Raw genomic sequence first — 19,077 nt, forward strand, 5'->3', positions numbered from 1 at the left:
CGTGGGTCGCCATGGCCGCGCCCGGTATCAACGGGCCTGTGCATCAAATCCGCAGGAACTGTCCGTTTCGCGGATCACATGCGGGGGTGCCATCTGCGGCCCTTTCGGACCCCCCTTTCCCCCGTCCGAAAAGACCCTGTTCCGCCCCGAAGCGCAGGAAACCGGCCCTCCGCGCGCCCGGCAAACGCCTTGCCCGCGCAATCAAATGGTCGTTTACCGATGACACATCAAACTGAAAACGCCCCTGCCCTGCCCCGCTACCCACCGGGACAGCGCCGCAAAAACCTTCCCCGCGGGGAAGATTCCGGCCCTACCCGTCCAGTTGGTCCAGCATCTGGCGCACCGCCTGTTCCAGCCGCCGCCGGTCGATGGTGGTAAAGTCGCGGTCCAGCCGGATCTCCAGCTTGCCGACCCCGGCCACGCATTTGGCCCGCCCCTCGCGCCGGTCGAACTGAAAGCTCGCCCTGGCCTTTGCGGGTTTCTCGGGCCGGGTCGCGGGCCGGGCCGCGCCGGGCTCGTCCCAGCCCTGATCCGGCTCGGGCTCGCCCGCAAAGCGGCGCAGCACGCCCAGTTCATCCGCCAGCGAGCGGTTGTCCCAATCCCTGAGTTCGGCCCGGATCGCGCCGGACAGCCCCTCGACCTCTTCCAGCTTGCGGGCCAGCGTCAGCCCCAGCGCACGCGGGATGCCCTGCGGATAGGTCAGGTCTTCGCCAAGCGCCTCGACCACCGTCATGAAGCCGCGGATATAGCTGCGCTTCTGGTAGCCCGCCGACTTGAACAGCACCGCGACGGCCTTTTCCGGGTCGCTGACCGCGGTACCCGGATCGGCGGCATAGTCGATCGCCAGCATGGCCATCTCGGCGAACGAGATATCCTTGCGCACCAGGTTCTCGTCGACCATCTTGCGATAGAGCGCCTCCAGATCCTCGCCGGGCTGGGTGACGGCAGCCGGGATGGTGGCATAGCGGGCGGTATCCCCTGTCTCCTCCAGAAGCTCGCGATAGGCCGCAAGCCGGCGATAACCCTGGATCAGTTCGTAGCGGCCATCCTCGCGCGATTCCAGCCGGATCGGGTTCGACAGGCCCAGTTCCGCAATCGACGCCTTGAGGTCGGCAAGCTCGGCATCCGGCCCCGCCTTGCGGTCGCGCACCAGCTTGGACATCTCGACCAGCTCCAGCGGCACCAGCTCGATGACCAGCCCAAGCCGCTTCAGCCGGACATGTTCATGCGCCAGCGCGTCGTTCTCGGCGCGGATCTGCGACTCGATTTCCTGCCGCTCCAGGGTCGAGGTGACGGTCTCGGAAATGGCGGTGGCCATCGGCCCGCGCCGGGCCGGGGCATCGCCGACCTTCCCCGCGGGGAAGGTTTCGGCGCCATCGGCGATGCTGCCCTCGGGCAGGTCGATGTCGAACATGCGGCGTTTCCTGCTCATCGCGGCCCCCTCAGATCCGGTCCCAGGCAGCCAGCATGCTGCCCCTGAATTCCTCATAGGCGCGGTCGAAACTGGCCCGCGCCCGGCGCCATGTCTCGCGCGTCATCTCGCGATAGTCGATCTCGTATACCGACGAGAGAAAGCGGCCCGACTGCTCGACCGCGCGCGTCATCTCGATCGGATGCTCGGCGACATGCGGGCCAAAGACCTTGCGAAAGGCGTCGAACATCGCGCGGTGCAGGTCGTTGCCCGGCTCGTAGCGGGTCATCAGAAAGCGGATCTCGGCAAAGCTCTTGGGCAGCGAAACCTTCCCCGCGGGGAAGGTCGGACCGAAACCCGACAGATCCTCCAGCGCCTCGGCCAACTGCCCGATGAAGCTGGTGGTCGAGTCGTATTCCCAATAGCCGGGGCCCGACGGGATATAGAGCATGTCGGCGGCAAAGACCGCGTTCATCGACTGATAGCCGATGGCGGGCGGGCAGTCGAACAGCACCAAGTCGTAATCGTCGTCGCCCAGCCCGTCCAGATAGCGCGACACGGCGGCAAAGAACGACCATTCCGGGTTCAGGTGGCGATACTGCGCGCTGGCGAACTCGACAAAGGCGGCATTGGCACAGGAGGGCACGATGTCGATCGTGGACCAGGCCGTGGGCTTGATGAAGTCGCCATGCCGCAACTCGCCCAGACCCAGATCGCGGATCGAGGCCGGGATCTGGCGGCGGGGCAGGGCGGTGCCGCTGGCCGCCCCCGTGACGGCGGTGTTCATCCGGTCCGTCTCGCGGATCAGGTCGCGGGCCATGATGCCCCAGACGGTGTAATCCTCGGCCACGTCGGTCAGGCCCATGGAATGGCTCAGCGTCGCCTGCGGATCGAAATCGACCAGCAGCACCCGATAGCCATCCAGCGCCGCGGCATGGGCGAAATGCAGCGCCACCGTCGACTTGCCCGCCCCGCCCTTGAAGTTCGCGATGGCCGCCCGGAACGCCCGCTTGCCCGCCGGGCGGGGGGGCATCAGGGTCTTGCGGTTGATCTTCATCTTGCGGCGCAGCGCGTTGATCTCGTCGAGACTGAACCAGCGCTGCCGCCCGTCCGGCTCGACTTCCCCGCCGGGAAGGTCGGGCTCGGCCGCCAGCCGACCGCGGAAGGTGGACTGGTTGATGCGGAAGATCAGTTCCGCCACCTCCCAGGAGGAGAACCGGCGCAGGGTCTTCTGGTTCTCGGGGCTGAAGGTCTGCTGCCGGATCCAGCCCTGCATCTTGAGCGACTGGGCCTGCAATCGCGTCAGATCCTCATGTGTGTACATACTCGCCTCTTTGGAACGTAAATTCTTGCCTGTTTCCCAAATACGCCGAACTTGCCACGAATGCAAAACCGAAGTTATCATCGGATCAGATCTTCCCCGCGGGGAAGATCCGGCCCTGCGGCAAGGGGGATCGGCCCGAATCGCCCGGGGGGAGGGCAGGGGGGGGCGCCTCGGTCCAAGGCGGGCATATTGGGGGACAGATGGCTTGCCCCCACCGCATGTTGGGGGGACATTTCCTGCGGAATGGGGGTCACCCTATGCGACCCCCTTTACCATTGATACCCTTTTCCTCCGGAAAGGAATTGGATCGGGGAACCGCCCCCAAGCCAGTGCCCTTGACAGAATCGCAAAGGCGGACGCTAATGACCGGCATGGAGCGAAGAGCGTTGAGTATCGGCGCCGCGCCCGCCAAGAGCCGGATCACGGCCAGCAAACCCGAGGCAGGCCCCGACCGGAACGCGGACGGGGATGGATAGGAGAGAGACATGCAGCTTGCCCGGCCCGTCGGGCGCGAGGCCGCATCGCGCAAGTACGACATCCTGTCGGCCCTGATGGCGTTCGGACTGTCGCAGGACAAGCATGTGCAGCGGCAGGTGCTGCGGGTCATGGCGCTGATCACCACGCGCTACAACTGGCAGCGCGACGAGCTGACGATGGGGCAGGGAGAAATCGCGCGGCTGTGGTCGGTGGACGAGCGCACGGTAAAGCGCGAGATGGCGCGGCTGCGGGCGCGGGGCTGGCTGGTGCTGAAACGGCAGGGCGCGCGCGGGCGGGTCAGCACCTATGGGATGGACCTGAACCGCATGCTGGATGACACGCGCCCGGCCTGGCCGCTGATCGGCGAGGATTTCATGGCGCGGCTGGACCCGGCGGCCGCGGCGGGGCAGGGGGGGTCGAACGTGGTGCCGCTGCGCGCCGTGCCCGTGCCGATGGCGGATGGCTCTGTCTGGGCGGCGGCGCAGGCCTGGCTGCATGCCGAGGATCCGGCAACCTATGGCGCCTGGTTCCATGCGCTGAGCGATGCGGGGCTGGAGGCCAATGCCCTGACCCTGGCCGCGCCCACGCGGTTTCACGCAAGCTATGTCGCCACGAACCTCAAGGAAAAGCTGCTGTCGGCGCTGCGCCGGGTCGATCCCAGCGTCAGGGATGTGCGCATCGTCGGCTGACGGCCCGCGGCTGCGTCACGGTGCCGGATCGCCCGGGACAGGGCGGAGGGCCAGAAGGGTGGTTCCGGCTGCGCTGGCCAGAGGGTCAAGGCCCGGGCGGTCGGGGGCGGTTCCGCCGATCAGCAGGACATGGGTGAAATGGTCCTGCCAGCCGGGAACGAAGGCCCAGATCTCGCGCATTGGCGCGCTGAAGCGGTCGGGCGGCAGGTCGAGCAGGTGGAGCGGCACCGCAACGGGCTGGGCGGCGGACAGGGCCTGCCATTCGGGGGCAAGGGCCAGGCGATGCGAGCCGCCGACAAAGAGCGTCGGCACGAAGGCCCCGGCAAGGGGCACCAGATAGGCCGCGCTGTGGAAATGCCGCGTGGTCAGGGGGGCGCGGCTTGCGATCACGGGCAGCACCCGGGCCCCGGCGGGCAGGTTTGCCGCCACGGCGGCGATGGAGGCGATCTCGGCCGAATAGGCGCGGGCCGCGCGGTCCAGCACATGCGCGCGCAGCGCGATGACGGCGAGCAGCGCCAGCATCAGCCCGCCCGCCAGCCGGTTCGACGGTGGGCGGGCGCCAGGGATCGGGCGCAGGTCGGTGGCCGCGATCAGCAGCCCGAGCAGCAGGACGGGATAGCGCAGATGGGTGAAATGGACCCCCGACAACTGGACCGGCATCAGCAAGGTGACCAGCCCCAGCAGCAGAAGCGGCAGCCGCATCCCGGCGGCCAGCCGGATCGACAGCCCGTTGCGCCGCGCCAGCGCCCAGAGCAGGGGAAGGGCGGCCAGAAACAGCACCGCCTGCCCGGCAAGGGGGTGCAGCAACGCGCCCCCGCCCGGGGTGGAGCCGAAGGGCGACAGCAGGAGTTGCAGACGTTCGGACAGGGGGCCGAACTGCGTGGCGCTGCCGTAACCCGGCGCCGGGGCGGTGACGCCGATCAGCACATGCGCAAGGCAGATCGTGCAGATTGCCACAAGGCCGGGCCAGTCCACCGCGCGAAGATCGGGGCGCAGGCCGGGACGCCATGCGCGCCCGGCCTCGTAGCCGATGACCAGAGCCGCATAGGCGAGCAGCACCAGCACATGGCCCAGATAAAGCAGCGCCACCACCGCCAGCGTCAGGGCCAGACGCAGCGCGGGCGCGGCGCCGCGGGTGGCGATCCACAGGGCAAGGCCGAGGATGCCGAAGGGCAGGGTGACGGCGTAATTCTCGAACCCCCAGAGGATGTTGGCGTTATGGACCAGCAGTCCGGCCAGCAGCGGCCAGGCCGACCAGCGGCCATGCAGCACCCGGTGCAGCACCATGACCGCCCCCATGAAGCCGACCATCGCGAAGCCCATCGCCCAATGCGAGAAGGCGACCGCATCCGCCGCCGAGACGGGCGCGACCAGCATCCGCAGCCGCCAGGCCAGATCGACGGCGGCATTCGTGGCCGGACCGTCCAGCAGCCCGTCCCGAAGGATGAAATAGTCGGCCAGCGCCCCATCGGTCCCGGCCGCAAGATGGCGCCGGGCGATGTGGTTGGGCAGATCCTCGAAGGGCAGGAACGGGTTCAACACAAGCGGCAGCACGATCAGCGCCGCGGTCGCCAGCGTCAGCGCCGCAAGCCAGGGGACAGGGCGGAAGGCCGCGGCGTCAGGGGCCGGGCTTTGCATGGCGCTGCACCTCGTCGATCAGGAAAGGCGGGCGGCGCTTGGTTTCCATGTAGGTCCGGCCCAGATATTCGCCGAGGATCCCGATGCCCATGATCTGGATGCCGCCGATCAGGTAGATCGACACCACCAGCGAGGCCCAGCCCGACACCGTGGCCCCGGTCAGCGCCATGAAGACCGCATAGAGGATGTAGCCGAAGGCCAGCACCGAGATCACGAGCCCCAGATAGAAGATCCAGCGCAGCGGCCGCACCGAGAACGAGGTGATCCCGTCCAGCGCAAGCAGCAGCATCCGGCGCAAAGTGTAGCCGCTTTCGCCCCGGCAGCGCGGCAGGCGGGCATAGGAGACGACCGAACTGCGGAAGCCGAAGCTGCGGATCAGCCCGCGCAGGTACAGATTGGCCTCGCCATGCTGGCGCAATGCCTCGATCGACTTGCGCCCCATCAGGCGGAAATCGGCGTGGTTGTGCAGCACATCGACCCCCAGCGCCGCCAGCAGCCGGTAATAGCCCTGGGCGGTGATCCGCTTGAAGGCGGTATCGGCGCTGCGATCCTCGCGCACGCCGAACACGATCTCGTCGCCGCGCAGATGCGCCGCCAGCATCCGGGGGATCACCGCGATGTCGTCCTGAAGATCGGCATCGAGGCTGATGACCGCATCGCCCGTCGCCGCCATCAGCCCGGCCAGCAGGGCGGGCTGGTGGCCGAAATTGCGCGACAGGCGGATCGCGACCGTGTCGGGGCGGCGCGTGGCGGCATCGGCGATCAGGGCCCAGGTGGCATCGGTCGAGCCGTCATCGACAAGCACGATCTCGCAGCCGCGCAGGCCGGGGTTTTCCTGCCGCGCGGTGGCCCAGACCCGGTCCAGCGCCGCAAGCAGGGGGGCGATGTTGGCCGCCTCGTTGAAGCAGGGCACCACGAACGAGACCATGGCCGGGCGGGCCGCCGACGGGCTGACGGGCCAGACCGCGCCCAGGCGCTGTGCCGCGTTGCCGATCATCGCCGGAATACCCAATGTTGCAGGATGACCCAGTTCATCGCCGCCAGGGCCAGCGACACCGCAAGCCCGGTCGTCAGCGCATCAAGCCCGATCAGGTCGCGCAGGACGAGGACCAGAGCCGTGCTCAGCCCGAGGCCGAGCCCGTTCACGGCCAGAAAGCGCCCGGCCGTGCGGCCGAGCGCGCCGCCGGAGCGAAAGGTGAAATGCCGGTGCCCCAGGAACTGCACCACGATCGCGGCCAGATAGGCGATGGTGCTGGCCGGGGCGCTGGCCAGGCCCGCCCCCGCAAGCAGCGCGAATCCAAGCGCATAGATCGCCGCCACGACCACCCCGACCGTGCCGAAGCGCAGCAGCGTGGCCAAGACGGGCGGCAGGCTGCGGGGCCCGGCCATCATGCGGCGGCCCGCAGCCGTGCGGCAGGGGCCGGGCGGCGCGACAGGAGGCGGCGCCTGGTGCGCGCGAGCATCAGGACCGCCCCCGCCGGAAGCCGCCGGATGATGGCGCAGCGCAGCCGCCACCAGCCCGAGGCAAGATCGGCCAGCGGCGCATCCGCGGGCACGATGGCTGCCGAATACGCCGCGGGCAGGTCGGCCAGCCGGTCGGCGCGGACATAGAGGATGGCGTTGTAGCGATACCACGGTTCGATCCGGCGGTCGCGGTGCAGCGCCGGGCGCAGGCAGTCGACCGCGACATAGCCATGGCTGCGAAACAGCCCGCGCCAGTAGTCGGGCGGCCGTTCGTTGACATGATGTTCGCCGCCCTGACCGGGGATTGCCGCGGAAAAGAGGACATGATCGGCATGGCCGACCAGCGTGCGGATGAACTCGGGCCCACTTTCGGGCGGCAGGTGTTCTGCCACCTCCAGCGAGATCGCAAGGCCGAAGCGGCGATCGGCCGGCAGCGGGCGGGTCAGGTCATGCGCCCGGAAATCCGCCGGGCGGATCGACAGGCGCGTGCGGTCCACATAATCGCCGTCGATCCCGCGCAGCTCTGCCCCGGGAAAGCGGGCGGCAAAGGCCGCGGCCCAGCTGCCCGATCCGCAGCCGATATCGACCACGGATCGCGGCAGGGTCTCGATCAGAGGTGCCAGATGGTCGAGGACGATGGCGGCCGACCGGCTTGACCCCGCCTTGATTGATGCAAGGAAGCGGACATCGTATAGACCTGCCATGGCTGCCCCGGGAACATTGTTTCGCTCAGGGGCATAATCCAGCTTTATGGCAGCAGTTGGGCGCGGTTCGAAAAACGCCCGGGAACAGCAAGGGACCAGAGCGCATGCCCGTATTCGAACGATTCCTCTCCATCTGGGTCGCACTTGCGATCCTTGCCGGGCTGGGGCTGGGGCAGGTCGCGCCGGGGCTGGTGGGGGTTCTGGCCGGGCTTGAATGGGGTTCGGTCAACCTGGTCGTCGCGATCCTGATCTGGTTCATGGTCTTTCCGATGATGGTGGGCGTCGATTTCTCGTCGCTGGCGCGCATCCATGAACGGCCCAAGGGGCTGATCATCACGCTGGCGGTGAACTGGCTGATAAAGCCCTTCACCATGGCGGCGCTGGGGGTGCTGTTCTTCGAATGGGTCTTTGCCCCCTTCATCGAGCCGGGTACGGCGGGGCAGTATATCGCGGGCATGATCCTGCTGGGCGCGGCACCCTGCACGGCGATGGTGTTCGTCTGGTCGCATCTGACCCGGGGCGATCCGAATTACACGCTGGTTCAGGTCTCGCTGAACGATGTCATCATGGTGTTCGCCTTTGCGCCCATCGTCGCGCTGCTGCTGGGGGTGACCGACATTTCCGTGCCGTGGGAGGTGCTGGTGTTGTCGGTGGTGCTGTATGTGGTCATTCCGCTGGGGGCGGGTGTCCTGACCCGGCTGCGGCTGACGAGGGGTTCGGCCAGCGCCGCCGAGGGCGAGGCGCGGGTGGCGGCCTTTACCGCCCGGATCAAGCCGCTGTCGATCCTGGGGCTGCTGGCGACCGTGGTGATCCTGTTCGGCTTTCAGGGCGAGGTGATCCTGGACCGGCCGCTGGTGATCGCGATGATCGCGCTGCCGCTGCTGATCCAGTCCTACGGGATCTTTGCGCTGGCCTATTGGGCGGCGCGGGCGTGGCGGGTGCCGCACAAGGTGGCCGCGCCCTGCGCGCTGATCGGCACGTCGAATTTCTTTGAACTGGCGGTGGCGGTGGCGATCGGGCTGTTTGGCTTGAATTCGATCGCCGCCCTTGTCACCGTGGTCGGTGTGCTGGTCGAGGTGCCGGTCATGCTGTCGCTGGTGTGGTTCGCCAACCGCACCACCCACTGGTTCCCGGCCGAGGAAACCGCGCTGCGCCGCAGCCGCAGGAAGGAGCAGACCTGATGTATGCCACCGCCCTGATCGCGCTGGATTTCACGGCCGCCGAAGGGCCGCTGCCGGACTGGCTGGGCGATCTGCGCGCGATGGGGGTGCGCCGGGCGATCCTGGTGCATGTGGTGCGGCCGGGCTATGGCCAGGGCGCGGGCTACGGGCATGAGGAGGCGCTGCGCGACTGGCTGTCGCGTCGGGCCGAGGGGCTGCGCGCCGCCGGGCTGGAGGTTGCGGTGGATATCCGCACGGCGGGCGATGTCGCGGGCGATCTGGTCGCGGCGGCGGCGCAGCATGGTGCGGAACTGATCGTCATCGGCTCGCGCGGGCAGAGCCTGCTGCGCGGGCTGTTCCTGGGCTCGACCGCGCGGGCGCTCTTGCGCCAGAGCCCGCTGCCGGTGCTGCTGGAATGGCTGGAGCCGGAGGGCGAGGGCGCGCGGGGCGCGGGGCAGGGGCCGCAGCGGATCGTCCTGGGCACCGATTTCTCGTACGAATCGCAGGCGGCCGAGGCGGCTGCCGTCGCGCTGGCGGCAACGGGTGCCTCGGTCGAGGTGGTGCATGTGCAGATCCCGGACGGCCGCGCGATCTATGCCCGCTGGCCGGAAATGGCGCGGGTGGCGCTTGCCCATATTGCCGACGATATCCGCGCCGCGGGGGGCAGGGCCGCGATCCACCAGCCTGACGGCAAACCGGCCGAGGAGATCGCCCGCCTTGCCGCCGCGCAGGACAGCGACCTTATCATCGTCGGCAAGCACGGGCAGAACCGGCTGCAAAGCATGGTGATCGGATCGACCGCGGCCCATCTGTGCGAAATCGCGCGCCGCCCGGTGCTGATGGTGCCGTCGCCGCAGCGGGAGGGCTGAGGCCGTCCTTGCGTCACTGTGCGGCGCGCTGGCGGTTGCGCCGGAAGGCGGCGCGCAGGCGGGTGGCGCGGTCGGGCTGGCCGCGGGCGGTCAGATGCGCGGTCATTTCCTGACGGTAGAGATAGACCGTCCTGCGGGCGCGGATCATGGCGTGGAAGCCTGCGCGGGTCAGGCTGCCCTCGATCGCGCCGGTCATCACCGCCTTGAGACAGCCCATCCGGTTCAGCACCAGCGCGGATTTGTGGCCCAGCCCCGGCGCGCGCAGATGGGTGACGTTCGGCCCGGACAGCCGGTCGGCATGCTGGCGGTCGGCGCGGTGGAAGGGGTCGTAGACGATCCAGGCCCGGTCCGCCGCCGCGACGCTGTGCGCCGCATCGCCAAAGCCAAGCGTCCAGTCCGCCGCCCGGCCCGGGGCAAAGCGCTGCTCCCACGGGACAAGGTCGGGGGCCAGCGTGCTTTGCGGGCTGAAGGCGATCACCGTTGCCCCGGGCGCCAGAGCCGAAAAGGCCAGCGCGCCGAAACCGCCCATCGAGGCACCCGCAAAGCCCACGCGGGCGAAACCGGCCAGAAAGCCCCGGGCCGCGGCGTCGTGGAACCAGTCGATCAGCGCGGGATCGCGGAACCAGTCGGGGCGCCGGGACATCACCCCCAGATGCGACCAGCCGCGTTCGGCGGCAAGTTTCGCGGCCCAGGGCGCGCGGTCGGGGCGGGTGTCGCCGACATTGTGCAGGTTGTCGAAGCTGACCAGCAACTGGCCCGGCCCGCGATCGACGAACACCACCCCGTGATGGCCAAGCCAGTGGCAGAAGCCCTTGCGCGGCCCGGCGGGCCCGATCTCGGTCAGCCAGAGGGGCAGGGCAGGGGGCTCGGGCGGTTGCGGGGCGGCGGGGGGCGGGGTGCGCTCTGCCACGATCTGCATCGCGCGGGCCAGCGCCAGCGCGCCTGCGCGGGACCGCCGGGCGACGGCCTCGGGCGCCAGCGCCGCCCCGGCCTGCGGATCGTCGAGGTCGGACAGGTCGAACAGCGCCGCAAGGTCCGGGCGGAACCGCGCGCAGAGCGCGGCATTGTCCGCGGCGACATGGTCCATCACCGCCCGCAGCTGCGCCGGGGTGAAGGTGTCGCGCGAGACCGCCAGATCGTCGGGCGGCAAGCGGGCAATCTCGCGGATCAGTTCGCGCACATTGCCCAGCCGTTCACCGGCGATCCGGCCCAGCATCTCGGACAGTTCGACCGAAAGCGTCGGGTTGGCATCGCCGCCTGCGCGCGCAAACCCGGTCAGGTCGTCGATGCCCAGACACTCTGCCGCGAAATCGGCCACGATGTCGCCCTCGGGCAAGAGCCGCCGGTCAAAGGGCCGGAGGTGCAGCGCCGCCTCGCCCATCAGATCGGCGTAGTCCCCCAGCACCTGCGAATAGCGCAGCCGGGGCAGGAAACCGTCGAGAAAGGCCGCGCGGTCGTCCAGCGCCAGACCGTTCTTTGCGCGTTGCTTGTAGATCGCCTCGGCATAGCGATCCTGACGGCGCAGGTAGCAGATCACCCGGACGCGCCCGCGCAGCGCCGCCGCCAGATCGCGCGGCATGCGTTGCGTGACGATGCTGCGGAACAGGATTTCGCTGGACAGGACATGCAGCCGGTCGGGGGCGGCGTCGCATTCGCGCAGCACATCGGCCAGCAGCCGCGCGCCGTCCCCCTCGGCGATGGCCAGGGCAAGCGGGTTGTGGGCCAGATGCGCGCGCGCGGCCCGGACATAGTTGATGCCGCGCGCGCGCAGCGCGTCCTCGTTGTCATGCAGGAATTGCTGAAGCGCGGTCGTCCCCGTCTTGGGCGAGCCGATATGCAGGATCAGCATTTGCCCCCCAGCCTGAGCAGCTTGAACCCCAGCGCTTGGCCCCAGTGCAGATGCACGCCCACGCAGCGAAAGCCGCCCCGGTCATAGGCGCGCATCCCGGCGCGGAAGGTGTCGAACGCCGCGCGATAGCCGGGGTCGGCCGCGAAGGATTGCATCATCGGGTTGAGCAGCACGAAGACCCCGGTGGTCGCGATGCGGCACATCTCGTCCACCACGGCAAGCCAGTGGCCGGGATGGCAGTAATGCTCGATCGCCTGAAGGCAGAGGACATAATCCTGGCTGCCGCTGTCCAGCGGATAGGGCAGGTGCCCGGCATCGAACAGCGCCATCGGCAGCCCGATGCTGTCGGTGATCGGGCGATAGGGCCAGTCGGCAATCTGCCCGTCCGCCGGGATCGGGATGCCGTAATCGTCGATGCGGCGCGAAAAGCCCGGATCGTTCAGCGCGCGCAGGGCCGAACGGCCGCCATCCTCGCTGCCATTGACCATGTTGGCGAAGTCATTGCCCAGAACCGCGTGGCCGTAATGGCGCAGCACTTCCAGCATGGCGCCATGCCCGGTCGAGAGTTCGAACACGCGCCGGGGCGGCCCGCCCATCAGTTCGGGCAGGTAAAGCTGGATGCGCCGGACGGCCCGGACAAGGTTCCTGCGCCGCTGAAGGTATTTTCGTTGCGGCGGGCGGCGGTTGCCGGACCATGCCCCCTCGGCAAGGGGGTAGTCGCGCGGCATCGGCAGGTCGGGCAGGGCGAAATGGCTGCCGATATCGGCGATCCGCAGCGCCCTGACACAGGCGCGGCGCAGCGTTTCGGGGTCGTCCGTGTCGGACGCCGTCTGTCTCATGCCGCGGGTCCGGGCAGGCGGCGGCCCTCGGCCTCCAGCGTGGCGCGGGCGGCGTTCATGGCGGCGCGGAACCGCGGGCCGCGCCAGCGCGACAGGTAATGGCGGCAGAAGACATAGGTCAGCCAGGGATCGTTGCGCCGTTCCAGCAATGCCAGCATCTCCTTGTAATAGCGGGGAAGGTCCCGGCGCTTGCGCAGCAGCGCATGAAATTCGCCCGGGTCCAGGCGCCCGTCGATCGCGGCCTCGATCACGGGTTTCAGGATGCCCATCCCCTGCATGGCCGAGGCGATGCGGTGCCCCATCATCGGGCAGCGCAGCAGCGTCACGCCCGGCCGGTCGAACAGCGCCGCATGTGCCCGGTCGAGCGGCGCCATCGGATCGTAGAGCAGATGCACCCGCCCGGCCGCGCGCAGCCCATCCGGGGCAAAGCCGTAGCGGCCGCGAAAATCACGCCCCCATGCCCGGGAATAGCGGGTTTCCCAGGGCGTCGTTTCGCGGTCGAGCGTGGCCTGCGGGCTGATGGCGATCACGGTTGCGCCGGGGCAGGCGGCCGAGAAGGCGGCGGCGGCATAGCCGCCCATCGAGGCGCCGTAGAACACCACGCGCCGGAAATCGTCGAAGAACCCGTCATCGCGCAGCCGGTCGAAGAAATCCAGCACGGCCGCGTCGCGATACCATGTCCAGCCATGTGCCATGAGCCCGAGGATCGACCAGCCCTGCGCGCGCACGAAGCCGAACCCCCAGGGCAGGCGGTCGGCCGCGTGGTCCAGCACATGATCGAGATTCTCGAAGGTGACGACCAGCGTATCGCCGCCGCGCAGATGCAGCGCGCTGTGCTCGGCCCCAAGCTCGCGATAGAAGCCGCCGGCATCGCCGATGCGCATCATCTCGCGCCGCCATGCGTCGCGGTCGGGGGAGGGCGATGCCTCAGCCATCCTGCATCCCCCGGTAAAGCGCCGCGCTGTCGGGCTGCGCCAGCGCCGCGGCGATGCAGGCGCGGTGCCAGCCCACCGCCCTTGCATGCAGCGCGGCCAGCCGGGCATCGGCCATCAGCGCGGCGTGGCGGTCGCGCATCGCGGCCAGCCGCGGGGCGATGGTCAGGTCGGGCTGTTCGTTGCGGTTCATCCGCATCCAGTAGTCCAGGCTGCGCGCGATCCCGCCATGCGCGGCGCCCTTGAGCGATTTCACCAGAAAGGATTGCCGCGCGCGCACCGCGTAGTGATTGAGCTGGGCCAGCCCATAGCCCAGGCTGTCCTGCGCGCTGCGCCAGTTGCCCCGGGTCAGTTCGCGATAGCGCGCGGGCATCGGCTGGCCCGAGCCGTTCACCCAGCGCAGCCCCGTCCAGTCGCCGCCCGCGGGCGCCAGCGGCCGGTGGGTGCCCAGCCGGGCAAAGGCGGCGCTGCGCAGCAGGGTCTTGAACCCCCAGGCCTGGGCGGGGCGCGGGCAATGCAGCGGGGCCGCGCGCGTGAACCGCTCGGTCAGGAAGCCGGGGTCGTAGCGGTCGATGCCGGAATCGCCGAACAGCCGCCAGGTGATCGAAATGGCGTCGGGATGCCCGGCACCGGCGATCAGGTCATGGACCGACCCATCCCCGGCATGGATGTTGAGATATTCGTCCGCATCCAGGACCATCGCCCAGCCATGCGCGCGATAGACCGGCTCGCGCAGCGCGCGCCTATAGGCGCGGATCTGGTAGCTTGCGCGCTGGCCCGGATGGCGGGTGTTGTCGCGGTGGGTGGCGATGCCCAGTTCGGCAAGCCGGGCCACCATCGCGTCGGTGCCGTCGGAACAATCATTGGTGAAGATCAGGAAATGGTCGAAGCCGATGGACTGGTGATAGGCGATCCATTCGGGCAGGATCGCGCCTTCGTCCTTCATGCAGGTGATGGCCAGCACGCCGGGTCGCGCCGCGCCGCCGGGCGTGGCGTCGGTCGGGGGATGTGCGTGCCATGTCTCGGCCATGACGGCCCTTTCGTTGCGCCCGCGCGGGTTTGGCGGCAGAGTGCAACGCATTCTCGAAATTTTTCCTTACCGGCGGCTGCCCGGACCGGCGCAAGTTGCATGGATTACATAATCTTGCTTATCCGCCTGACCTGAGCCGACAGGTCCGAGGAATTTCCCTAAAAACGAAAGCTCTCCGTCGGGCTGTCTGGGGGCGGTGTTAACCTTTCGGTGCCACGAGAGGGGCAGGTGATACCGCAAAAGGTCTGCCGTGCGCCCTCTGGTCCGTCTCTTTCCGCCGCCGATCCGCGCGGCCCTGACCAAGCATCCCAGCCCCGAGGATGTGGCGAGTGTCGTCAATGGCACGTCTGTCGCGACCTTCGTCACCGCGCTGAATGCGGTCATCTACGCCATCAGCGCCTTTGATGGCGAGGCGATGTCCTTCCTTCTGGTCTGGCTTGGCGCCGTCCTTGCGCTGTCGCTGACGCTTGCGCGGATGTCGGCCCGGGCGGTGCGGCGGACGGTGACGCGGGTTTCGTCCCGCGCGGCGCGCAGGCTGATCGTGACCTCGGTGCTGTTTGCCCTGCCCTGGGCGGCGCTGCCGATCCATGTCGTGGGGCTGCGCGGTGCGGGCGAGCCGATGGTCGTGCTGATGATCTGCATCGGCATGCTGGCCGGCGGTGCCTTCATGCTGCACCGCACCTTTGTCGCCGCGCTGGCCTTCATGGCGCCGATCCTGGCGGCGGCCATCGTCTCGTACCATCTGGGCGGCTGGACCCATGCCTGGCCATTGACGGCCTATTCCTGCGCCTATGGCCTGTTCCTGGCCTATTTCGCCTATTCCACGGGCGAAACCGCGCGCCGGCACGATACCTCGGTCGCGGCGCTGTCGCGCGCGGTCGATGACCTGCGCAAGGCGCATGAGGACAATTACCTGCTGGCCAATATCGACGACACCACCGGCCTGCCCAACCGCAAGGCGTTCAAGGCCCTGCTGCGCGAGGCGGCCGAGCGCTACCGGCAGGAGGATGCCGGGTTCTCGGTGCTGCTGCTGGATCTGGACCGGTTCAAGAATGTCAACGACCTGTTCGGCCATGGCGTCGGCGACGAGCTTCTGGCCGAGATCGCGCGGCGGCTGCGCGACAACCTGTCGGCCCGCGATGTCGTGGCCCGGCTGGGCGGGGACGAGTTCGCGGTGATCCTGGTCGAGGTCAGCGACGAGCCGACGATCCGGGTCGTGGCCGAGCGGCTGATGCAGGCGTTGCAGCAACCGGCGCGGCTGGCGGGGCGGCAGCTGCATCCCGGCGCCTCGATCGGCGCGGTGATCTGCCCCGACGACGCGACCGATCCGGTCGAGTTGCTGCAAAAGGCCGATCTGGGGCTGAACCGCGCCAAGGAGGACGGCCGCGGCCAATGCGTCAAGTTCAATGCCCAGTTGCGCGAACGGCTGATCGCGAATGACACGATCGAGGCGGGCCTGCGCCAGGCGCTGAGGGACGAGCTGATCCATGTGCAGTACCAGCCCAAGCTGGCGCTGTCCGATGGCCGCCTGCTGGGGGCCGAGGCGCTGGTACGCTGGCGGGCGGCGGATGGGTTCATGGTGCCGCCGGACTGCTTTCTGACCATCGCCGCCGAGCGCGGGCTGTTGCCGCACCTGTCGCGCCGCATCGCCGAGGCGGTGGCGGACGATATCCTGTCCTTGCGCCGGGCCGGGTTGGATCCGGGCAAGATCGCGCTGAACATCCATCCCGACGACATCAAGTCGCCCGAACTCTTGATGGAAACCATCGAGATGTTCGAGGCGCGCGGCATCGACGGCCGCCACCTGATGCTTGAGATCACCGAAGGCTGCTTTATCGGCCGCGGCACCGACATGGTCAGCATGGTGCTCGATACGCTGGCCGAACGCGGCTATGAACTGTCGCTGGACGATTTCGGCACCGGGCATGCGTCGCTGTCGCATCTCAAGAAGATCCCGGTCGCCGAGATCAAGATCGACCGCAGTTTCATCGCGGGGATCGCGGTGCGGCGCGACGACCGCGCCATCGTTGCCGCCATCGCCGAGATCGCCGGCGGCATGGGCATCCGGTCGGTCGCCGAGGGGGTCGAGGAGGCCGCGCAGCGCGACATCCTTCTGGGCATGGGCATCGAGGTGGGACAGGGCTATCTGTGGGCGCGGCCGATGTCGGCGCAAAGCTTTGCCGATTATCTTGGCCAGCGCGGGCGTGCCGCCGGATAGGCGGCGGGCGGCTCAGCAGATGCGCGGCAATTGCTCGCCCACCAGCATGTCGACGATGCGGCTGCCGCCGAAGACGGTGCGCATCCGCACCTGGCCCGGATGCGCCGCGACCGCCCGCCCGATGGCCACCGCGCCACGCCCTTCGGGCCGGGCGCGCATCGCCGCCAGCGCGGCGGGGGCCTGCGCCTCGGGGACAAAGGCGACCAGCGTGCCCTCGTTCGCCAGATAAAGCGGGTCGAGGCCGAGGATTTCGCACATGCCGCGCACCTCGTCGCGCAGGGGCAGCGCGTCTTCGTCGATCTCGATCCCCAGGGCGGCGGCGGCTGCCATCTCGTTCAGCGCCGAGGCCAGCCCGCCGCGGGTCGCATCGCGCGCGGCGCGGGTGCCCGGCGCGGCGGCGATCACCGCTTCCATCAGGTGGCCAAGGCTCTGGCAGTCCGAGACAAGATCGGTCGACAGCGCCAGATCGCCCCGCGCGGCCAGGATGGTGGCGCCGTGATCGCCCAGAACGCCGTTGACGATGGCGACATCGCCGGGGCGGATCAGGTCGGCGGCAAGGTTGCGGCCGGGCGGGATCACGCCCACGCCGGTCGTGGTGACGAACAGCCCGTCGGCGGCGCCGCGGCCGACGACCTTGGTATCGCCGGTGACGATCTGCACCCCTGCCCGCGCGGCCTCTTGCGCCATGGTGGCGACGATCCGGCGCAACAGGTCGATCTCGGTGCCCTCCTCGATGATGAAGGCGGCCGACAGCCATAGCGGCCGCGCGCCGCCCACCGCCAGATCGTTGACCGTGCCGCAGATCGCCAGCTTGCCGATATCGCCGCCGGGAAATTCCAGCGGCGTCACCACGAAACTGTCGGTGGTCAGCGCCAGCCGCGCGCCGGGATCCGACAGCGCGGGATGGGACAGGCGGGCCTGATCCTCGGCGGTCTGGGGCTGGAAGGCGGTGGCGAACACGCTGTCGATCAGGTCGCGCATCGCCCGCCCGCCGCCGCCATGGGACAGCGTCACGCGGGTATCGCGCAGGCGGCGGGGCGCGTTCATTCCGCCGCCTCGCGGCCGCGCGCGCCGCCATATTGCCAATAGGCCGCGCAGGCCCCTTCGGAGCTGACCATCAGCGCGCCCAGCGGCATGTCGGGGGTGCAGCCCTGGCCGAATTGCGGGCAGGCGGTGGGGCGGATGCGGCCGGTCATCACCGCCCCGCAGGCGCAGCCCTCGGGTTCGGGCACATGGCGCGGCCCGGCGGCATAGCCCACGCCGAATTTCTCCTCGGCATCGAAGGCGGCATATTTCGCGCGGATGCGCAGCCCCGAGGCGTCGATCTCGCCAAGGCCGCGCCATTCGAAACTGGGGCGGCGTTCATAGACATCGGCGATGGCGGCCAGGCTGACGGGGTTGCCATGTTCGGGCACGACGCGGGCATACTGGTTTTCCACCTCTGCCCGGCGCTGGTGGATCTGGTCCAGCACCATCAGCACCGATTGCAACAGGTCCAGCGGCTCGAACCCCGCGACCACGATGGGCTTGCCGTAATCCTGCGCGATGAAATCATAGGGATGGGTGCCGATCACCATCGACACATGGCCCGGCCCGATGAAGCCGTCCAGCACCATATGCGGGTCGTCCAGCAGCGCGCGGATCGGTTCGGGCACCGTGATGTGATTGCAGAAGACGCTGAAATTGGGCAGGTTTTCGCGCGCCGCCTGCTGGATCGACAGCGCGGTAGAGGGGGTCGTGGTCTCGAAGCCGAGGCCGAAGAACACCACTTCGCGGCCGGGATTGCGCCGCGCCAGTTCCAGCGCGTCGAGCGGGGAATAGACCATGCGGATATCGGCGCCCTCGGCCTTGGCCTGCATCAGCGACTTGCGCGTGCCGGGCACCCGCATCGCATCGCCGAAGGTGGTAAAGATCACCTCTGGCCGTTCCGCGATTTCCACGCATTCGTCCACGCGGCTCATCGGCAGCACGCAGACCGGGCAGCCGGGGCCGTGGATGAACTCGACCCCCTCATGCACCAGCTTGTCCAGCCCGAAGCGAAAGATCGCATGGGTGTGGCCGCCGCAGATTTCCATGATGTGAACGGGTTTCTCGCGTGTGGCGCCGATGGCATCGGCCACCTGTGCGATGCGGGCCAGAAGGGCGCGGGCGGCTTTCGGGTCGCGGAATTCGGTGGCGTATTTCATGCCCCCCCCTCCAGCGCCTTCTGCCCCTCGGCCATGGCCTCCAGCGCCTCCTGGGCCTCGCCCAGATCGCGCAGGGCGTCCAGCGTGCGCGCGGCCTCGTCCGCGTCGATCAGGGCCATGGCAAAGCCGACATGGATCAGCGCCCATTCGCCCACCAGCGCGGCGATGGGGCGGTCCAGCACGCAGGCGATGTTGACCTCGCGGCGCACGCCAGACACCTCGGCCAGGGCGGTCATGCGGGTCTCGTCGGTGATGGCCACGATCCGGCCGGGGATGCCAAGGCACAT

At 69.0% G+C, this 19,077-nt stretch carries 17 protein-coding genes; 4 read left to right on the top strand and 13 right to left on the bottom strand.

What is annotated here, in order from left to right:
* Positions 1-310: 310 nt before the first annotated feature.
* Both GH815_RS06415 and GH815_RS06420 read right to left on the bottom strand, forming a co-directional pair.
* A complete protein-coding gene (locus GH815_RS06415) occupies positions 311-1,432 on the bottom strand; it encodes a ParB/RepB/Spo0J family partition protein (RefSeq protein WP_153747934.1) in 1,122 nt (373 codons plus the stop codon).
* 10 nt (positions 1,433-1,442) lie between these two features.
* Positions 1,443-2,735, bottom strand: coding sequence for an AAA family ATPase (locus GH815_RS06420; RefSeq protein WP_153747935.1), 1,293 nt, complete (start codon positions 2,733-2,735; stop codon positions 1,443-1,445).
* A 485-nt stretch (positions 2,736-3,220) separates the two neighbouring features.
* On the opposite strand from GH815_RS06420, the gene GH815_RS06425 reads away from it, so the two are divergent.
* Positions 3,221-3,901, top strand: a complete 681-nt coding sequence (locus GH815_RS06425) for a hypothetical protein (protein ID WP_153747936.1) — start codon at positions 3,221-3,223, stop codon at positions 3,899-3,901.
* A 15-nt stretch (positions 3,902-3,916) separates the two neighbouring features.
* On the opposite strand, the gene GH815_RS06430 is transcribed toward GH815_RS06425, so the two are convergent.
* From GH815_RS06430 to GH815_RS06445, 4 genes are read right to left on the bottom strand one after another with little or no spacing between them, the layout of a single operon-like run.
* On the bottom strand, positions 3,917-5,539 hold the full coding sequence (locus GH815_RS06430) for a hypothetical protein (protein ID WP_153747937.1): 1,623 nt from the start codon (positions 5,537-5,539) through the stop codon (positions 3,917-3,919).
* Positions 5,520-6,536: a glycosyltransferase family 2 protein gene (locus GH815_RS06435; RefSeq protein WP_211365048.1), complete on the bottom strand. Its 1,017-nt coding sequence runs from the start codon at positions 6,534-6,536 to the stop codon at positions 5,520-5,522. Before GH815_RS06435 ends, GH815_RS06430 begins: the two co-directional genes overlap by 20 nt.
* Positions 6,533-6,898: a GtrA family protein gene (locus GH815_RS06440; RefSeq protein WP_170290305.1), complete on the bottom strand. Its 366-nt coding sequence runs from the start codon at positions 6,896-6,898 to the stop codon at positions 6,533-6,535. Before GH815_RS06440 ends, GH815_RS06435 begins: the two co-directional genes overlap by 4 nt.
* A 29-nt stretch (positions 6,899-6,927) precedes the next feature.
* Positions 6,928-7,707, bottom strand: coding sequence for a class I SAM-dependent methyltransferase (locus GH815_RS06445; RefSeq protein WP_153747939.1), 780 nt, complete (start codon positions 7,705-7,707; stop codon positions 6,928-6,930).
* Positions 7,708-7,811: 104 nt separating this feature from the next.
* On the opposite strand from GH815_RS06445, the gene arsB reads away from it, so the two are divergent.
* Together arsB and GH815_RS06455 are read left to right on the top strand one after the other, a co-directional pair.
* Positions 7,812-8,888: an ACR3 family arsenite efflux transporter gene (gene arsB, locus GH815_RS06450; protein ID WP_153747940.1), complete on the top strand. Its 1,077-nt coding sequence runs from the start codon at positions 7,812-7,814 to the stop codon at positions 8,886-8,888.
* On the top strand, positions 8,888-9,736 hold the full coding sequence (locus tag GH815_RS06455; RefSeq protein WP_153747941.1) for a universal stress protein: 849 nt from the start codon (positions 8,888-8,890) through the stop codon (positions 9,734-9,736). Before arsB ends, GH815_RS06455 begins: the two co-directional genes overlap by 1 nt.
* Positions 9,737-9,749: 13 nt before the next feature.
* Here the strand turns inward: GH815_RS06455 and GH815_RS06460 are convergent, their stop codons facing one another.
* Genes GH815_RS06460 through GH815_RS06475 form a run of 4 tightly spaced genes read right to left on the bottom strand, consistent with a single transcriptional unit; the run spans position 9,750 to position 14,386 of the window.
* Entirely contained in the window at positions 9,750-11,585 is a 1,836-nt protein-coding gene (locus GH815_RS06460) for a hypothetical protein (protein ID WP_153747942.1), read from the bottom strand.
* Complete coding sequence (locus tag GH815_RS06465; RefSeq protein ID WP_153747943.1) at positions 11,579-12,424, bottom strand: hypothetical protein; 846 nt, start codon at positions 12,422-12,424, stop codon at positions 11,579-11,581. Before GH815_RS06465 ends, GH815_RS06460 begins: the two co-directional genes overlap by 7 nt.
* Positions 12,421-13,359 carry a phosphoadenosine phosphosulfate reductase gene (locus GH815_RS06470; protein WP_153747944.1) on the bottom strand — a complete coding sequence of 313 codons (939 nt, stop codon included), beginning with the start codon at positions 13,357-13,359 and terminating at the stop codon, positions 12,421-12,423. The genes GH815_RS06465 and GH815_RS06470 overlap by 4 nt, the downstream gene beginning before the upstream one ends.
* A complete protein-coding gene (locus GH815_RS06475; protein WP_170290306.1) occupies positions 13,352-14,386 on the bottom strand; it encodes a glycosyltransferase family 2 protein in 1,035 nt (344 codons plus the stop codon). The genes GH815_RS06470 and GH815_RS06475 overlap by 8 nt, the downstream gene beginning before the upstream one ends.
* Before the next feature lie 250 nt (positions 14,387-14,636).
* On the opposite strand from GH815_RS06475, the gene GH815_RS06480 reads away from it, so the two are divergent.
* The gene (locus GH815_RS06480; protein ID WP_343030694.1) at positions 14,637-16,604 is read left to right on the top strand and encodes a putative bifunctional diguanylate cyclase/phosphodiesterase; all 1,968 of its coding nucleotides are present in this window, start codon (positions 14,637-14,639) and stop codon (positions 16,602-16,604) included.
* A gap of 12 nt (positions 16,605-16,616) precedes the next feature.
* Here the strand turns inward: GH815_RS06480 and hypE are convergent, their stop codons facing one another.
* The 3 genes from hypE to GH815_RS06495 are packed head-to-tail and all read right to left on the bottom strand — an operon-like array spanning position 16,617 to position 19,077.
* A complete protein-coding gene (gene hypE, locus GH815_RS06485; protein ID WP_153747946.1) occupies positions 16,617-17,651 on the bottom strand; it encodes a hydrogenase expression/formation protein HypE in 1,035 nt (344 codons plus the stop codon).
* Positions 17,648-18,790: a hydrogenase formation protein HypD gene (gene hypD, locus GH815_RS06490; RefSeq protein WP_153747947.1), complete on the bottom strand. Its 1,143-nt coding sequence runs from the start codon at positions 18,788-18,790 to the stop codon at positions 17,648-17,650. Before hypD ends, hypE begins: the two co-directional genes overlap by 4 nt.
* On the bottom strand, positions 18,787-19,077 hold the full coding sequence (locus GH815_RS06495) for a HypC/HybG/HupF family hydrogenase formation chaperone (RefSeq protein ID WP_153747948.1): 291 nt from the start codon (positions 19,075-19,077) through the stop codon (positions 18,787-18,789). Before GH815_RS06495 ends, hypD begins: the two co-directional genes overlap by 4 nt.

The sequence above is a fragment of the Rhodovulum strictum genome (genome assembly GCF_009649175.1).
In the GTDB taxonomy this organism is placed as follows: domain Bacteria; phylum Pseudomonadota; class Alphaproteobacteria; order Rhodobacterales; family Rhodobacteraceae; genus Rhodovulum; species Rhodovulum strictum.

Bases quoted from the DNA above. Each gene is read 5' to 3' on its own strand.
- GH815_RS06465 (WP_153747943.1), bottom strand. From the start codon at position 12,424: ATGAGACAGACGGCGTCCGACACGGACGACCCCGAAACGCTGCGCCGC.
- hypD (WP_153747947.1), bottom strand. From the start codon at position 18,790: ATGAAATACGCCACCGAATTCCGCGACCCGAAAGCCGCCCGCGCCCTT.
- hypE (WP_153747946.1), bottom strand. From the start codon at position 17,651: ATGAACGCGCCCCGCCGCCTGCGCGATACCCGCGTGACGCTGTCCCAT.
- GH815_RS06460 (WP_153747942.1), bottom strand. From the start codon at position 11,585: ATGCTGATCCTGCATATCGGCTCGCCCAAGACGGGGACGACCGCGCTT.
- GH815_RS06435 (WP_211365048.1), bottom strand. From the start codon at position 6,536: ATGATCGGCAACGCGGCACAGCGCCTGGGCGCGGTCTGGCCCGTCAGC.
- GH815_RS06445 (WP_153747939.1), bottom strand. From the start codon at position 7,707: ATGGCAGGTCTATACGATGTCCGCTTCCTTGCATCAATCAAGGCGGGG.
- GH815_RS06425 (WP_153747936.1), top strand. From the start codon at position 3,221: ATGCAGCTTGCCCGGCCCGTCGGGCGCGAGGCCGCATCGCGCAAGTAC.
- arsB (WP_153747940.1), top strand. From the start codon at position 7,812: ATGCCCGTATTCGAACGATTCCTCTCCATCTGGGTCGCACTTGCGATC.
- GH815_RS06495 (WP_153747948.1), bottom strand. From the start codon at position 19,077: ATGTGCCTTGGCATCCCCGGCCGGATCGTGGCCATCACCGACGAGACC.
- GH815_RS06475 (WP_170290306.1), bottom strand. From the start codon at position 14,386: ATGGCCGAGACATGGCACGCACATCCCCCGACCGACGCCACGCCCGGC.
- GH815_RS06470 (WP_153747944.1), bottom strand. From the start codon at position 13,359: ATGGCTGAGGCATCGCCCTCCCCCGACCGCGACGCATGGCGGCGCGAG.
- GH815_RS06430 (WP_153747937.1), bottom strand. From the start codon at position 5,539: ATGCAAAGCCCGGCCCCTGACGCCGCGGCCTTCCGCCCTGTCCCCTGG.
- GH815_RS06415 (WP_153747934.1), bottom strand. From the start codon at position 1,432: ATGAGCAGGAAACGCCGCATGTTCGACATCGACCTGCCCGAGGGCAGC.
- GH815_RS06455 (WP_153747941.1), top strand. From the start codon at position 8,888: ATGTATGCCACCGCCCTGATCGCGCTGGATTTCACGGCCGCCGAAGGG.
- GH815_RS06420 (WP_153747935.1), bottom strand. From the start codon at position 2,735: ATGTACACACATGAGGATCTGACGCGATTGCAGGCCCAGTCGCTCAAG.